The following is a 15,336-nucleotide window of genomic DNA, read 5'->3' as shown; positions in this document are numbered from 1 at the left end:
CTAAGAAAAAAACACTGAATGCTAAAACAGCAAAAAATGCTATTATCCAATTACCTGATGTCAGGTGCTCGTTGTGAAAGGATGAGGATATTTTATGGATCAGGCCGGCATTATTCGCGACCTTTTAATCTGGTTGGAAGGTCATCTGGATCAGCCACTGTCGCTCGACAATGTAGCGGCGAAAGCAGGTTATTCCAAGTGGCACTTACAGAGAATGTTTAAAGATGTCACTGGCCATGCTATTGGCGCGTATATTCGTGCTCGTCGTTTGTCGAAATCGGCGGTTGCACTACGCCTGACCGCGCGCCCAATTCTGGATATTGCGCTGCAATACCGCTTCGACTCTCAACAGACATTTACTCGTGCATTCAAGAAGCAGTTTGCCCAGACTCCCGCACTTTACCGCCGTTCTCCTGAATGGAGCGCCTTTGGTATTCGCCCACCGCTGCGTCTGGGTGAATTCACCATGCCAGAGCACAAATTTGTCACGCTGGAAGACACGCCGCTGATTGGCGTAACTCAGAGTTACTCCTGTTCACTGGAGCAAATCTCTGATTTCCGCCATGAAATGCGTTATCAGTTCTGGCACGATTTTCTCGGTAATGCGCCGACTATTCCGCCAGTACTTTACGGCCTGAATGAAACGCGTCCAAGCCAGGATAAAGACGACGAGCAAGAGGTGTTCTACACGACTGCGTTGGCTCAGGAGCAAGCAGACGGCTATGTACTGACGGGGCATCCGGTGCTGTTGCAGGGCGGCGAATATGTGATGTTTACCTATGAAGGTCTGGGAACCGGCGTACAGGAATTTATCCTGACGGTGTACGGAACCTGTATGCCGATGCTGAACCTGACGCGCCGTAAAGGTCAGGATATTGAGCGATACTATCCGGCAGAAGATGCCAAAGCGGGAGATCGCCCAATTAATCTGCGCTGCGAACTGCTGATTCCAGTACGTCGTTAACGCTGCAGCTCGTCTAATGCAGGGGCGTCCAGATGCGAGATATCCCCTGCGGTTTCAACGACCCAACCAGACGCCAGCCACAGGCTTTCCTGATAATCCACGCGCGAAATAGAACAGTTACGCAGACGTAAGCGGCGTTCTGCCCATGCAGGTAGGCCCAGAATAGTACTCACCAGGCATCCCAGCGCGATACCGTGGCTCACCAGTAGCGGTCGACTTCCCTGCGGCAAATCCCGACAAGATTCCAGTGCAGCATTGACGCGCTCACTCAGTTCCTGCATTGACTCGCCTTCAGGAATACGCCCGTCAACAGTGCCATTTACCAGTTGGCGACGCCAGTTCTCTTCTTCTTCGGTCAGAGAGTCGATATGTCTTTTTTCCAGCACGCCCATATTTAATTCACGCAGGCGGGAATCAAAGATTATGTCACAGCCGCAAGCCTGAGCGATGATTTCCGCCGTGCGCCGGGTGCGACCTAAATCGCTACTGATGATATGTGTGATTCCAAGCTCTTTGGCACGTGCCGCCACCTGCATTGCTTGTTGCTCACCTTTGGCAGTCAGTGGGCTATCAGACTGACCCTGAATACGTCGCTCGGCGTTCCACTGCGTTTCACCGTGGCGGACTAGGTATACCTGTAACATGCTTTTTTTCCGTATACTGCTGTAACGTTAATTTTTGAGTAATCCTGATTATGCACCATGTTGTCTGTGCGACCACCAATCCCGCTAAAATTCAGGCCATTCTGCAGGCATTTCACGAGATCTTCGGCGAAGGATCCTGCCACATTGAGTCCGTTGCCGTCGAGAGCGGCGTACCGGAACAACCCTTTGGCAGTGAGGAAACGCGCGCTGGCGCACGAAATCGGGTAGAAAATGCCCGCCGTTTACATCCAGAGGCCGATTTTTGGGTGGCGATTGAAGCGGGCATTGATGGTGACAGTACCTTCAGTTGGGTGGTCATTGAAAACGCCAGCCAGCGCGGCGAGGCGCGTTCGGCTACTTTGCCGTTGCCTGCGGTGATTCTGCAGAAAGTGCGTGAAGGCGAGGCGCTCGGCCCCGTGATGTCGCGTTATACCGGTATTGATGAGATTGGTCGTAAGGAAGGAGCCATCGGCGTGTTTACCGCCGGGAAACTCACTCGCGCCAGCGTTTATCATCAGGCGGTGATTCTGGCGCTAAGTCCGTTTCATAATGCCGTGTATCAGCCATTGTAAACCGGATAAGGCGTTCACGCCGCATCCGGCATTCGGTACACAATGCCTGATGCGACGCTGCCGCGTCTTATCAGGCCTACAAAATCAATCGCTTTTCAGCAACACGTCTTCCAGCCACTGGCGCAGCTCAACGGGGGCGGCTTTCAGACTGTTAGATCCACGCGTAATGGTCGCGATGCCCGCGCCGAGTTCATTTTTTAACTCGCGCTGGCTCATTTCACCACGCAGCAACTCTTCGACGATACGCACGCGAGTCCCCAATGCTTCGCGCTCATCTGGCGTCAGCATCAGATTTAACAACGGTAAATGGAGATCGTTTTCGTAGGCATTCTTAAGCAGGTCGACAAAACGTAACCACTCCTGGTGACGCTGTTCTGCCATCGCTGCTGAATAGGGTGATTGTTGGGCCATAATATGTCGCCATTGTTAGCGGGGGAAGCAAAATGCCTCCCCCGGTTGTACTCGCTAAAGAGTACGATAGCATATCATAAAGGTTCAAATCAGTAACGACGTCCCCATTCCGTAGCGCTCAAAAGCGTGGGCTTATCGCCCATGAAATAGCGATAGTACGCGTCATAAGCCAGCACATTTTTCACATAACCGCGCGTCTCGGAGAACGGAATACTCTCGACAAACGCCACTGCGTCGATACGCCCGGCGCTGTTACCAAGCCACGTGCGCACCCGCCCTGGACCGGCGTTATAAGCTGCCGAGGAGAAAATGCGGTTATTGCCAAATTGCTGATAAACATATTGCAGGTAACTGGTGCCAATGTTGATGTTCGTTTCCGGATCCAGCAATTGCCCAGGGCTGCTATAACCAGGAATAGAGAACATCTTCACCGTCTGAGTCGCCGTACCGGGCATAATCTGCATCAGGCCGCTGGCTCCTACCGGTGATTTCACTTTCGGATTCCAGGCGCTCTCCTGACGGGCAATCGCCATTGCATAGCTTTGTGGGATATCTTTGCCGTTGGTGTAACGTTCGAAGAGATCGTTGTAGGCCTGGGGGAATCGTTCTTCCAGATGATCCCACAATTTCCCGGCGATCGTCGCCTGAACACTGAGATCCCACCAGTGATTATTAAAGGCATAGCGTGCCAATTGCGCCTGCTCTGTTTTTGACTTGCTCTTCACCAGATTGGCCCACTCGCTACGTGCGGTGTTATCCATATTCCAGTACATCAACTCGCGCACGCGCGCCATCTCCGGCCCCTGGATCAGGGCGCTGTCAACGTTCTGCGGCGCTTTATCAATCTTTAGTTGATACTCTTCGCCAATACGTTGCGCAGCGACCATCGGGTAAAATCCACGCTGTTGCATAAGTTGATGCAAAATCTCTTTTGCTTCAGCTTCACGCCCGCGTTCCAGCAGTATATCCGCCTGCCAGTAGCGCCATTCATCTTTATCTTTCGCCTCTATTGGCAGACGCGCCAGCCAGGTATTCAGACCACGGCGATCGCCAGTGCCAAGCGCCATCCGCACGCGGCGTTCAATTAACGACGTGGATTGCGAACGCATAATCGCGTCATCACGCCATTTCGCCTGTTCGTCGGTAACATCGTTGCCCATCAGACGCCAGGCGACGATATCACGCAGCTCCTGAATCTGATCCTCATTAAGCTGCTGTGCCTGGGCAAGTGAAGGGATCATCAGTCGTGCGTTTTCAGCATCCTGACGCGCCACGCTGGCAAATGCCACCGCCGCCATCTGACGGGTAAAATCGGTCGCGCCGGTGGAACGCGCGAAGGTCAGCACAGTATTAGGATCATTCGCCAACGAAATAATTGCCGAAGCAATAGTCTGGTAATCGGCAGGCATTTGCCCTGCCAGCACCGTCACCAGCCCGGTATTGCCTGCTTTCATCGCAAGGCGGATACGCTCTAAATACGCCAGGGGTTCTTGTTTGCCGGACGCTCGCCAGACGCTAAATAACTTGTCACAAGCGTTAGGCTGGCTCTTTCCGGTTAGCCACAGCTCTTTCGCCCCCTGCCAGGCTTCTTCACTCTGCCCGGTGTTCCATTTTGCATAGTAGTAATTACACTGGGCTTCGGTTGTGCCTGGCTTTTCCGGGCTAAAGGCTAACAAGCCACGCCAGTCTTCACGCCGCGCCAGTTCATTGACGAAACGAGATTGCAGCGTGCGAGCGGGAGGAAGCGTGGGGTTAGCGAGAACAAAGTTAGTGACCGTCACCGCCGGTTGATTCATCAGGTCATCGGTGATCTGGCGATATTCCAGGTAGGGGTATAACGGGTAATCCTTCAGGGATGGCATCATTTGTTCGACCACATCCATTTGTCGGTTATCCCAGGCCTGCTTGATTTGCGCGTAACGGCTACGCTGCTCATCCAGTGAGTCGGCTCGCGCCACGCTGCTGACCGTCAGCAGACAGACACCGGCAGCCAACAGCCGCCAGGTAACTTGTTTGGCTTTTTCCACAAGCGCACCCTCTAAGTGTAAATACATCAATGCAGCATCATGCCGCGTAATAGATTTATGCTAACCAGTCATTGCCGTTTACGCCACGTTACGGACACTTTTTTACTTTTATACTCTAAATAATTCGAGTTGCAGGAAGGCGATAAGTGAGTGAGTCCCCAGGAGCTTACAGAAGTAAGTGACTGGGGTGAGCGAGCGTAAGCGCAGCACATGCAACTTGAAGTATGACGAGTATACTGCGAAGGTGATCGACCAACTGGGATTAGGCGGGGAAAAAGGCTACACTTCGCCTTTGAAAACTCATCATCACGATAAACATAGAGGCGAAGTCCAACGTGGCTCAATTCGTTTATACCATGCATCGTGTCGGCAAAGTTGTTCCGCCGAAACGTCATATTTTGAAAAACATCTCTCTGAGTTTCTTCCCTGGGGCAAAAATTGGTGTCCTGGGCCTGAACGGCGCCGGTAAGTCCACCCTGCTGCGCATTATGGCGGGCATTGATAAAGACATCGAAGGTGAAGCGCGTCCGCAGCCAGACATCAAGATTGGTTACCTGCCGCAAGAGCCGCAGCTGAACCCGGAACACACCGTGCGTGAATCCATTGAAGAAGCCGTTTCTGAAGTGGTTAACGCCCTGAAACGTCTGGATGAAGTGTACGCACTGTATGCCGATCCGGATGCCGATTTTGACAAACTGGCCGCGGAACAAGGCCGTCTGGAAGAGATCATTCAGGCTCACGACGGTCACAACCTGAACGTTCAGCTGGAGCGTGCGGCGGATGCGCTGCGTCTGCCGGACTGGGACGCGAAAATCGCTAACCTCTCCGGTGGTGAGCGTCGTCGCGTGGCGTTGTGCCGTCTGCTGCTGGAAAAACCAGACATGCTGCTGCTCGACGAACCGACCAACCACCTGGATGCCGAATCCGTGGCCTGGCTGGAACGCTTCCTGCACGACTTCGAAGGCACCGTTGTGGCGATTACTCACGACCGTTACTTCCTCGATAACGTTGCAGGCTGGATCCTCGAACTTGACCGCGGTGAAGGTATTCCGTGGGAAGGTAACTACTCCTCCTGGCTGGAGCAAAAAGATCAGCGTCTGGCGCAAGAAGCTTCACAAGAAGCGGCGCGTCGTAAGTCGATTGAGAAAGAGCTGGAGTGGGTACGTCAGGGTACTAAAGGCCGTCAGTCGAAAGGTAAAGCGCGTCTGGCACGCTTTGAAGAGCTGAACAATACCGAATACCAGAAACGTAACGAAACCAACGAACTGTTTATTCCACCTGGACCGCGTCTGGGCGACAAAGTGCTGGAAGTCAGCAACCTGCGTAAATCCTACGGCGATCGCCTGCTGATTGACTCCCTGAGCTTCTCGATCCCGAAAGGGGCGATCGTTGGGATCATCGGTCCGAACGGGGCGGGTAAATCGACGCTGTTCCGTATGATCTCTGGTCAGGAACAGCCAGACAGCGGCACCATCACTTTAGGTGAAACGGTGAAACTGGCGTCTGTCGATCAGTTCCGTGATTCAATGGATAACAGCAAAACCGTTTGGGAAGAAGTTTCCGGCGGGCTGGATATCATGAAGATCGGTAACACCGAGATGCCAAGCCGCGCCTACGTTGGCCGCTTTAACTTTAAAGGGGTCGATCAGGGTAAACGCGTTGGCGAACTTTCCGGTGGTGAGCGCGGTCGTCTGCATCTGGCGAAGCTGCTGCAGGTTGGCGGCAACATGCTGCTGCTCGACGAACCGACCAACGACCTGGATATCGAAACCCTGCGCGCGCTGGAAAACGCCCTGCTGGAGTTCCCGGGCTGCGCGATGGTTATCTCGCACGACCGTTGGTTCCTCGACCGTATCGCAACGCACATTCTGGATTACCAGGATGAAGGTAAAGTTGAGTTCTTCGAAGGTAACTTTACCGAGTACGAAGAGTACAAGAAACGCACGCTGGGCGCAGACGCGCTGGAGCCGAAGCGTATCAAGTACAAGCGTATTGCTAAGTAATGCGTAAAATGCCGGATGCGGGCGCACCAGCATCGCATCCGGTATTAGTTAAATGATTAATGGGAGGCAAGTTCCCGGAAAAAGGCAGGATTTTCTTTAATTGTGGCAAGTACTTTGGCTGCCAATCCCGTTGGATTTCTTCGCTTCGATTCCCAGCTTTTAATGGTGTCCACACTGGTTCCCAGAGCTTTTGCCATCTCACTTTGCGAAACGTTGAGTTGCTCACGAATAGCTTTAACATCCGCAATTTCGTAGCGGGTCACCCGTGCAGGTTCTTTTAAACCTTGTTTAATCTCGACAGCCTCTTCCAGAGAGGTTTTCAACTCATCAAAAAAACTCATTTTATACCTCGCCTTTGAGCAGTTTCGTCAACTTCTTTAGTTGAGCTTTTTCCGTATCTGTCAGACTGTCTTTGGCATTTTTTGGATAGGCCATAATCAAATAAATAATCTCTTCCGTCGCCAGAAAGTAAATTATTCTGACACTGCTACTTTTTCCCTGTGAACCCGCAGCCATTCGGACTTTACGCAATCCACCAGTCTGCTGAATGAGATCACCTTTATCGGGAGTTCCGATGAGTTCTTTTTGTAATTCCTTTAATTCATCATCGGTTGCAATCTGCTTGATCTGACGCGTAAACATTGGCGTCTCTATAAATATTATCGCCTTGCCCATTACCCCTCCCTGGCAGGTACATTGTACACCAAAATGGAGTACTAAGTACACTTTTGAATCAGTAATCACACTCAACATCTTATAAAGATGATTATCCCTGCTCCCCCATCATCTCCCGCACCAGCTCCACGCAGCGCAGGAAACGGCTGTCGTAATCGTCCTCTTCAACCCGCACGAATTCGATATTGTTCTCTTCCAGCATCTCCACCAGCAAGTTCTGGAACTCTTTGCGATCCACCGAACTGCCGAGGCTGCGTAAACCATCCGCCACCCACGGAGTGTTGTTCTCCAGCAGGATCACCAGATCAAAACGGTATTCATCGATCAGCGCCTGCACGAACGGATGCTCGCGTCCTTCGTACTTTTTGCAGAACGCCTGAGTAGTCACAAAATCAGTGTCGATAAACGCCACTTTATTGGCATATTTTACTGCAAAATCAATATATTGTGCGTGTCCCAGCGCGATTTTATCGTAGTCGGAATACTGTAATGCAATCTCATCGCCGCCAAGATGCGAAAAGACATAATCACGACCAAATTCCCACGCACTGGTGGTGTTGAAGATATTGGCGAGTTTGTTTACCAGGGTGGATTTACCGCTCGACTCGCCGCCGAGGATCGCCACGGTGCGCACAAAAAACGGCTTCACTTCGGTAGGAATATATTCCCAGTAGCGGAACGGGTTTTCGCGGATCTGCGCACCGCTGATACTCATAAAGGTGCGTTTCGGATCGACCAGCACTGTTTCGATCCCCAGATGTTCCATATACTGCGGCGCGTCGGCTTCTTCCGAGGTGTAGATCAGATCCGGCTGGATCCCCTTTTCAGCCATAAACTTTTTGATGCCGTTGCTCCACACATCCCAGCCGTGCGGATACGGCTCCATGCCCTCTTCGTTAAAGGCATGAATACGAATGTTTTTTTGATACTTAAAGGTTTGCAATAACCAGCGCAGACGATCCGGCACGGTCGGCTGCTGCGACATGGCACTGTCTTCGAACAACGCGCGGTCACGGGTATCGTCAAAGCCCATAATGATATGCAGCTCGTCAACCTGGCTACAGGCGCGCTGGATAAGGTAGATATGTCCGGTATGCAGTGGGTAGAACTTACCGAATACAACGCCGATCGTTTTCTTCTGCCGTGGAAACTCAAGCCCCAAAAAACGGTGCAACGCCTCCAGCTTTTGCGCGCTGGGGCTTTTGATTTTGGCATTCAGTAACTGGCTTAAATACCCTTTGGTCATACCGCTGGCATCAGCTACCTGCTGTAGCGTGCAGCCCTGTTGCTTGATGGCAGTTTTCAGGTAATCAAATGACGACATATCTCCCTCCGTATCTCTCATTATAAGTCGTCGAACACGCTAAGCGCGTCGGAGAGTTTTTTAACGCCAAAAATCTGCATCCCTTCCGGCGCTTTTTTCGGTACGTTAGCCGCCGGAACAATCGCCCGCCGAAAACCGTGTTTCGCCGCTTCCGAGATTCGTTCCTGGCCGCTGGGCACCGGGCGGATCTCCCCTGCCAGCCCGACTTCACCAAATACCACCAGATCCTGCGGTAGCGGTCTGTCACGCAGACTGGAAACCATCGCCAGCAGTAACGCTAAGTCGGCACTGGTTTCGGTTACCTTCACGCCGCCGACCACGTTCACAAATACATCCTGATCGGCCATTTGCAACCCACCATGACGGTGCAACACAGCCAGCAGGATTGCCAGACGGTTTTGCTCCAGACCTACTGCCACGCGGCGTGGATTCGCCATCATCGAGTGATCGACCAGCGCCTGAATCTCCACCAGCAGTGGACGCGTTCCTTCCCATACCACCATCACTGAACTACCAGAGGTCACTTCATCGCCACGGCTTAAAAAGATGGCTGAAGGGTTGCTGACTTCACGCAGCCCCTGTTCGGTCATCGCAAATACGCCCAGCTCATTCACCGCGCCGAAGCGGTTTTTATGGCTGCGCAAGGTGCGAAAACGGGAGTCGGCATCGCCGTCCAGAAGCACCGAACAGTCGATACAGTGTTCCAGCACTTTAGGGCCAGCCAGCGAACCATCTTTGGTTACGTGCCCCACCATGACAATCGCCACACCGCGCGTTTTGGCGAAGCGCGTCAGATAAGCCGCTGTTTCACGCACCTGCGCCACGCTGCCTGGCGATGACTGAACATCCGCCATATGCATCACCTGGATCGAGTCAATTACCATCAGCTTCGGTTGCTCTTCTTCGGCAATCAGGCAGATCTGCTCGATGCTGGTTTCCGACAACATATTGAGATTGTCAGTCGGCAGGCCAAGGCGATGAGCGCGCATTGCCACCTGTTGCAGCGACTCTTCGCCGGTGACATACAGCGTTTTCATCTGCTGCGCCAGTTTGCACAGCGTTTGCAGTAGCAGCGTGGATTTCCCGGCACCTGGGTTACCGCCAATCAGAATGGCGCTTCCCGGCACAACGCCGCCGCCTAATACGCGGTCGAACTCTTTAAATCCGGTGGAAAAACGCGGCAGCTCTTCAAGGCTGATATCGGAGAGTTTCTGGACTTTAGCCACTCCGGCGCTACCGGCATAGCCACTCAGACGCTCGTTACGCGCCACCGTTGGCGACGCAGCAAGACGCACCTCGGTGATGGTGTTCCAGGCATGACAGGCGCTGCACTGCCCCTGCCAGCGCGGATAATCGGCCCCGCATTCATTACAAACAAAGGCGCGTTTTGGAGCTTTTGCCACGGTGTACCTCGTTAATGCTGTGCCGCCCGCAGGATGACGGGCGGGCAATTACTTCTGATTCAGGCTGCCAGAGAGGATGCAGAATACCCCCATCAAGTCAGCGTGACGGATGGTGACTTCCGTCTTTTCATTCACTTTTGGCTTGGCATGGTAGGCAATCCCCAGCCCTGCCGCTTTGATCATCGGCAGGTCGTTGGCACCATCGCCAATCGCCACGGTTTGCGCCAGCGGAATATCATACTCCTGCGCCAGCCGGGTCAGGGTTTTCGCTTTGTACTGCGCGTCCACAATGTCGCCGATCACATTGCCGGTAAATTTACCGTCCATGATCTCCAGTTCATTGGCTACCACGGCGGTTAATCGCAGCTTGTCGCGCAGGTATTCAGCAAAGAAGGTAAAGCCGCCGGAGGCAATCGCCACTTTCCAGCCCAGCGTTTCTAGCTTCAGCACCAGTTGCGTTAAGCCTGGCATCAGCGGCAGATTTTCACGCACCTGTTGCAGAATATTGGCGTCAGCGCCTTTCAGCGTCGCCACGCGGCTACGCAGGCTAGCGGTAAAATCGAGTTCGCCGCGCATCGCCCCTTCGGTCACTTCCGCCACCATCTCGCCCGTTCCGGCTAGTTTGGCAATTTCATCAATACATTCTATCTGGATGGCGGTGGAGTCCATGTCCATCACCAGCAAACCCGGCGTGCGCAGGTGCGGGATTTTCCCCAGCGGCGCGACATCTAGCTGCGCCTCGTGGGCCAGGCGCGTAGCCCGGGCGGTGAGTGAACCTGCCAGACGAATCACCTGATAATCTTCCACGCACCAGGCGGCAACAATCACCATTGCCGCGCCCAGTTTGCTTTGGTACTGGGTCAGACGTTGTTTATCCAGCCCACGACCATACAGCAGCCAGCCGCTACGACCTGCGTGGTAATCCAGTGGCATCACTTCATCACCACTTAATGAAAGAGGCAGACCCGGCCATAAAGAGACATCTTCAGGCAGGTCGCACCAGGTAATGTTAGGCATTAAGGCTCCTGTAAAATCGTTCGAAGCAGGGAAAATAACGCATGAGGCTACCTTGTATCCATTGCTTCTGGCAACATTAAGTCTCAAATTTTCAACGGGTGGAATATGGCTCGCACAAAACTAAAATTCCGGCTGCATCGGGCAGTGATTGTCCTGTTCTGTCTCGCGTTGTTAGTCGCACTAATGCAGGGAGCATCATGGTTTAGTCAAAACCACCAGCGACAGCGTAATCCACAGCTGGAAGAACTGGCCCGTACCCTGGCGCATCAGGTAACCCTGAACGTTGCGCCGCTGATGCGTACCAACTCACCTGATGAAAAACGCATTCGGGCGATCCTCGATCAGTTGACGGACGAAAGTCGCATCCTCGACGCGGGTGTGTATGACGAACAAGGCGATCTTATCGCCCGCGCAGGCGAAAGCGTCGAGGTGCGCGACCGACTGGCGCTCGACGGTAAAAAAGCAGGTGGCTATTTTAACCAGCAGATTGTCGAACCGATTAAGGGGAAAAATGGACCACTCGGCTATCTGCGCCTCACGCTCGATACCCATACGCTCGCCACCGAAGCCAAACAGGTGGATAACACCACCAATATTTTACGCCTGATGCTGCTGCTCTCGCTGGCAATCGGTGTGGTGCTGACTCGCACACTGTTGCAGGGTAAACGTACCCGCTGGCAGCAATCACCCTTCCTGTTAACCGCCAGCAAACCGGTACCGGAAGAGGAAGAAAGCGAGAAAAAAGAGTGACCCATTACTACAAGAAAGGAAATCGTTATGTCCACATTACGCCTGCTAATTTCTGACTCTTACGATCCGTGGTTTAACCTGGCGGTGGAGGAGTGTATTTTTCGCCAGATGCCCGCCACGCAGCGCGTTCTGTTTCTCTGGCGCAATGCCGACACGGTAGTGATTGGTCGCGCGCAAAACCCGTGGAAAGAGTGTAATACCCGACGGATGGAAGAAGATAACGTCCGCCTGGCACGGCGCAGCAGCGGTGGCGGCGCGGTGTTCCACGATCTCGGCAATACCTGCTTTACCTTTATGGCTGGCAAGCCGGAGTACGATAAAACCATCTCCACGGAGATTGTGCTTAATGCGCTGAACGCGCTCGGCGTCACCGCAGAAGCTTCCGGGCGCAACGATCTGGTGGTGAAAACCGCCGAAGGTGACCGCAAAGTCTCAGGCTCGGCCTATCGCGAAACCAAGGATCGCGGTTTCCACCACGGCACCTTGCTGCTCAATGCCGACCTCAGCCGCCTGGCAAACTATCTCAATCCGGATAAAAAGAAACTGGCGGCGAAAGGCATTACTTCAGTACGTTCCCGCGTGACCAATCTGACCGAGCTGCTACCGGGAATTACCCATGAGCAGGTTTGCGAGGCCATAACCGAGGCCTTTTTCGCCCATTATGGCGAGCGCACAGAAGCGGAAATCATCTCCCCGGACAAAACGCCAGACTTGCCGAACTTCGCCGAAACCTTTGCCCGCCAGAGTAGCTGGGAGTGGAACTTCGGTCAGGCTCCGGCGTTCTCGCATCTGCTGGACGAACGCTTTACCTGGGGCGGCGTAGAACTGCATTTCGACGTTGAAAAAGGCCATATCACCCGCGCCCAGGTGTTTACCGACAGCCTTAACCCCGCGCCGCTGGAAGCTCTCGCTGGGCGGCTGCAAGGCTGTCTTTACCGCGCGGATATGCTGCAACAGGAGTGCGAAGCGCTGCTGGTCGACTTCCCTGAACAGGAAAAAGAGCTACGGGAGTTGTCGGCGTGGATAGCGGGGGCGGTACGGTAACTCGCTCATTAAAATATCCAGGGAAGGAAATATGATCGTTCTGGAGAACCAGGAACGGGAGATTATCAATTTAATGTTCAGCCAGGGTATATCCTGGCTAGCCGCCGTGCGTATCAGGCATAAATTATCGCTTGCTGAAGTAAGTAAAATGTTAGGTATCTCGATTAATTCTCTAAAACGGATCGAAAAGACGGAACGGCTTAGCTCAAATATCAAAAGCAAAATGGCAGGAATTTATGGTTGTCCGCCAGAGTTGCTGATATGCCCTTACTGGATGACGGTTGAACATAAATGAATAGATTCGTGAATAGATACTTGAATGGATTTGATTTCCTATCCATATGAAAAATAATAGTAAATCTATAAATCAGTTGCTATTGATGAATAGATACTAAAAAGCCGGAGCAGTCTCCCGCTCCGGCTTCACAAGGCAATCGCCTTTCAGCGAAACACAATTACTCTTTATCGCCCAGCAGAACGGATTCCAGTGCGATTTTGATCATGTCGTTGAAGGTGGTCTGACGCTCTTCAGCAGTGGTCTGCTCGTGAGTACGGATATGGTCAGACACGGTGCAGATAGCCAGTGCTTTCGCACCAAATTCTGCAGCCACGCCGTAGATACCAGCCGCTTCCATTTCCACGCCGAGGATGCCGTATTTTTCCATCACGTCGAACATTTCGCCGTCCGGAGAGTAGAACAGGTCAGCGGAGAACAGGTTACCAACGCGCGCATCAACGCCCAGGGCTTTAGCTGCATCTACTGCGTTACGCACCATGTCGAAGTCAGCGATAGCCGCGAAGTCATGATCTTTAAAACGGATGCGGTTAACTTTGGAATCGGTGCAGGCACCCATACCGATAACGACGTCACGCAGTTTTACGTGCGGCAGAACAGCGCCACAGGAACCTACGCGGATAATTTTCTTCACGCCAAAATCGGTGATCAGTTCTTTGGTGTAGATGGAGCAGGACGGGATACCCATACCGTGACCCATTACGGAAATTTTGCGGCCTTTGTAAGTACCGGTGAAGCCCAGCATACCGCGAACGTTGTTCACTTCACGAGCATCTTCAAGGAAAGTTTCAGCAATATACTTCGCACGCAGCGGGTCGCCAGGCATCAAAACTACGTCAGCGAAATCGCCCATTTCTGCATTAATGTGTGGGGTAGCCATCGTTTTATCCTTTTTGTGACATAACAAAGGCGGAGTCAACGCTCCGCCCAAATCCATCAGAACATGGCTTTGCCATATTCCATATCAGAAGTACCAAAATATTTTGCCAGAGTCTGGCCGATATCCGCGAAGGTTTCGCGGTGACCCAGCGAACCCGGTTTTACTTTCGGGCCGTAAACCAGTACCGGAATGTGTTCACGCGTGTGGTCAGTACCGGTCCAGGTCGGATCACAACCGTGATCAGCGGTGAGGATCAGGATGTCGTCATCGCGCAGCAGAGACATCAGTTCCGGCAGACGGCGGTCGAACAGTTCCAGACCCGCAGCATAGCCTGCGACATCGCGACGGTGGCCCCAGGAAGAGTCGAAGTCAACGAAGTTGGTGAAGACGATGGTGTTATCACCCGCTTCCTTCATCTCTTTAATGGTGGCGTCAAACAGCGCGTCCAGGCCGGTCGCTTTCACTTTCTTGGTGATACCGCAGTTAGCGTAGATGTCCGCAATCTTACCGACAGAAACCACCTGACCATGTTTTTCATCAACCAGTTTCTGCAGCACGGTCGGTGCTGGCGGTTCAACGGCCAGGTCGTGACGGTTACCGGTACGCTGGAAGTTACCGGCTTTGTCGCCGATAAACGGACGAGCGATAACACGACCGATGTTGTAGCCGCCGTTGGTCAGCTCTTCACGGGCGATTTCACACAGTTCGTAGAGTTTATCCAGACCGAAAGTTTCTTCATGGCAGGCAATCTGGAACACGGAGTCAGCGGAGGTATAGAAAATCGGCTTGCCGGTTTTCATGTGCTCTTCGCCCAGTTGATCCAGGATGACCGTACCGGAAGAGTGGCAGTTACCGAGGTAACCTGGCAGGTTAGCGCGTTCAACCAGTTTATCCAGCAGCTCTTGCGGGAAGCTGTTTTCGTGATCGGAGAAGTATCCCCACTCAAACAGAACCGGGACACCGGCGATTTCCCAGTGACCGGACGGGGTATCTTTACCGGATGACATTTCGTGCGCCCATGCGTACGCGCCGATAACTTCAGCGTTGCCGTCCATTCCTGCCGGAATGAAACCGGTAGAACCTTCATGTGCTTTCGCCAGCCCCAGACGGGTCAGATTTGGCAGATTGAGCGGGCCTTTACGACCGTTATCAGCTTCGCCTTTGGCACAGGCTTCTGCGATATGACCCAGGGTGTCAGCCCCGACGTCACCAAAGCGTTCTGCATCTTCTGTAGCGCCGATGCCGAATGAGTCCAGCACCATAATAAATGCACGTTTCATATGTTCTCCGTACTCAGTGCTTCAAATTTAAATGATCAGATCAGTAT

Annotated in this window: 16 protein-coding genes; 6 read left to right on the top strand and 10 right to left on the bottom strand. The window is 53.0% G+C overall.

Translation table 11 applies throughout. The annotated features are described in order from the left end of the window. Positions 1–94 precede the first annotated feature (94 nt). A complete protein-coding gene (gene robA / locus FEK50_RS04175) occupies positions 95–964 on the top strand; it encodes an MDR efflux pump AcrAB transcriptional activator RobA (protein WP_130204798.1) in 870 nt (289 codons plus the stop codon). On the opposite strand, the gene gpmB is transcribed toward robA, so the two are convergent. Next, positions 961–1,608, bottom strand: a complete 648-nt coding sequence (gpmB, locus tag FEK50_RS04170; RefSeq protein ID WP_059216559.1) for a 2,3-diphosphoglycerate-dependent phosphoglycerate mutase GpmB — start codon at positions 1,606–1,608, stop codon at positions 961–963. The genes robA and gpmB overlap by 4 nt on opposite strands. 50 nt (positions 1,609–1,658) lie before the next feature. Here gpmB and yjjX point away from each other — a divergent pair, with 50 nt between their 5' ends. Beyond that, positions 1,659–2,180, top strand: coding sequence for an inosine/xanthosine triphosphatase (yjjX, locus tag FEK50_RS04165; RefSeq protein WP_130204796.1), 522 nt, complete (start codon positions 1,659–1,661; stop codon positions 2,178–2,180). 84 nt (positions 2,181–2,264) lie between these two features. On the opposite strand, the gene trpR is transcribed toward yjjX, so the two are convergent. Together trpR and sltY are read right to left on the bottom strand one after the other, a co-directional pair. Then, entirely contained in the window at positions 2,265–2,591 is a 327-nt protein-coding gene (trpR, locus tag FEK50_RS04160) for a trp operon repressor (protein WP_064530383.1), read from the bottom strand. Between the two features lie 89 nt (positions 2,592–2,680). Further along, positions 2,681–4,618 carry a murein transglycosylase gene (sltY, locus tag FEK50_RS04155; protein ID WP_131161274.1) on the bottom strand — a complete coding sequence of 646 codons (1,938 nt, stop codon included), beginning with the start codon at positions 4,616–4,618 and terminating at the stop codon, positions 2,681–2,683. A 335-nt stretch (positions 4,619–4,953) separates the two neighbouring features. Between sltY and ettA the strand changes: the two genes are divergently transcribed. Then, a complete protein-coding gene (gene ettA, locus FEK50_RS04150; RefSeq protein WP_064530385.1) occupies positions 4,954–6,621 on the top strand; it encodes an energy-dependent translational throttle protein EttA in 1,668 nt (555 codons plus the stop codon). A gap of 56 nt (positions 6,622–6,677) precedes the next feature. Here the strand turns inward: ettA and nadS are convergent, their stop codons facing one another. From nadS to serB, 5 genes are all read right to left on the bottom strand, one after another. After that, the gene (gene nadS, locus FEK50_RS04145; RefSeq protein WP_000007436.1) at positions 6,678–6,962 is read right to left on the bottom strand and encodes a NadS family protein; all 285 of its coding nucleotides are present in this window, start codon (positions 6,960–6,962) and stop codon (positions 6,678–6,680) included. A 1-nt stretch (position 6,963) separates the two neighbouring features. Next, positions 6,964–7,296, bottom strand: a complete 333-nt coding sequence (locus FEK50_RS04140; protein WP_130259591.1) for a type II toxin-antitoxin system RelE/ParE family toxin — start codon at positions 7,294–7,296, stop codon at positions 6,964–6,966. 91 nt (positions 7,297–7,387) lie between these two features. Next, positions 7,388–8,620 (bottom strand): multifunctional transcriptional regulator/nicotinamide-nucleotide adenylyltransferase/ribosylnicotinamide kinase NadR, encoded by a 1,233-nt coding sequence (gene nadR, locus FEK50_RS04135; RefSeq protein ID WP_130204790.1) that lies wholly within the window; start codon positions 8,618–8,620, stop codon positions 7,388–7,390. A 20-nt stretch (positions 8,621–8,640) separates the two neighbouring features. Further along, positions 8,641–10,023, bottom strand: a complete 1,383-nt coding sequence (radA, locus tag FEK50_RS04130; RefSeq protein ID WP_001029698.1) for a DNA repair protein RadA — start codon at positions 10,021–10,023, stop codon at positions 8,641–8,643. A 48-nt stretch (positions 10,024–10,071) separates the two neighbouring features. Next, positions 10,072–11,040: a phosphoserine phosphatase gene (gene serB, locus FEK50_RS04125; protein ID WP_131161275.1), complete on the bottom strand. Its 969-nt coding sequence runs from the start codon at positions 11,038–11,040 to the stop codon at positions 10,072–10,074. Between the two features lie 105 nt (positions 11,041–11,145). On the opposite strand from serB, the gene FEK50_RS04120 reads away from it, so the two are divergent. The 3 genes from FEK50_RS04120 to FEK50_RS04110 are packed head-to-tail and all read left to right on the top strand — an operon-like array spanning position 11,146 to position 13,129. After that, positions 11,146–11,790 carry a YtjB family periplasmic protein gene (locus FEK50_RS04120; protein WP_130204786.1) on the top strand — a complete coding sequence of 215 codons (645 nt, stop codon included), beginning with the start codon at positions 11,146–11,148 and terminating at the stop codon, positions 11,788–11,790. Positions 11,791–11,817: 27 nt separating this feature from the next. Then, positions 11,818–12,834, top strand: coding sequence for a lipoate--protein ligase LplA (lplA, locus tag FEK50_RS04115; RefSeq protein ID WP_130221684.1), 1,017 nt, complete (start codon positions 11,818–11,820; stop codon positions 12,832–12,834). Between the two features lie 31 nt (positions 12,835–12,865). Continuing rightward, positions 12,866–13,129 (top strand): helix-turn-helix transcriptional regulator, encoded by a 264-nt coding sequence (locus FEK50_RS04110; RefSeq protein ID WP_131161276.1) that lies wholly within the window; start codon positions 12,866–12,868, stop codon positions 13,127–13,129. Between the two features lie 160 nt (positions 13,130–13,289). On the opposite strand, the gene deoD is transcribed toward FEK50_RS04110, so the two are convergent. Both deoD and deoB read right to left on the bottom strand, forming a co-directional pair. Further along, positions 13,290–14,009 carry a purine-nucleoside phosphorylase gene (deoD, locus tag FEK50_RS04105; RefSeq protein WP_000224878.1) on the bottom strand — a complete coding sequence of 240 codons (720 nt, stop codon included), beginning with the start codon at positions 14,007–14,009 and terminating at the stop codon, positions 13,290–13,292. Between the two features lie 56 nt (positions 14,010–14,065). Further along, complete coding sequence (gene deoB / locus FEK50_RS04100) at positions 14,066–15,289, bottom strand: phosphopentomutase (protein WP_000816471.1); 1,224 nt, start codon at positions 15,287–15,289, stop codon at positions 14,066–14,068. Positions 15,290–15,336: the final 47 nt, after the last annotated feature.

The sequence above is a fragment of the Escherichia sp. E2586 genome (genome assembly GCF_005781105.1).
GTDB lineage: Bacteria > Pseudomonadota > Gammaproteobacteria > Enterobacterales > Enterobacteriaceae > Escherichia.
This window is presented reverse-complemented; position numbering and strand designations above follow the sequence as displayed.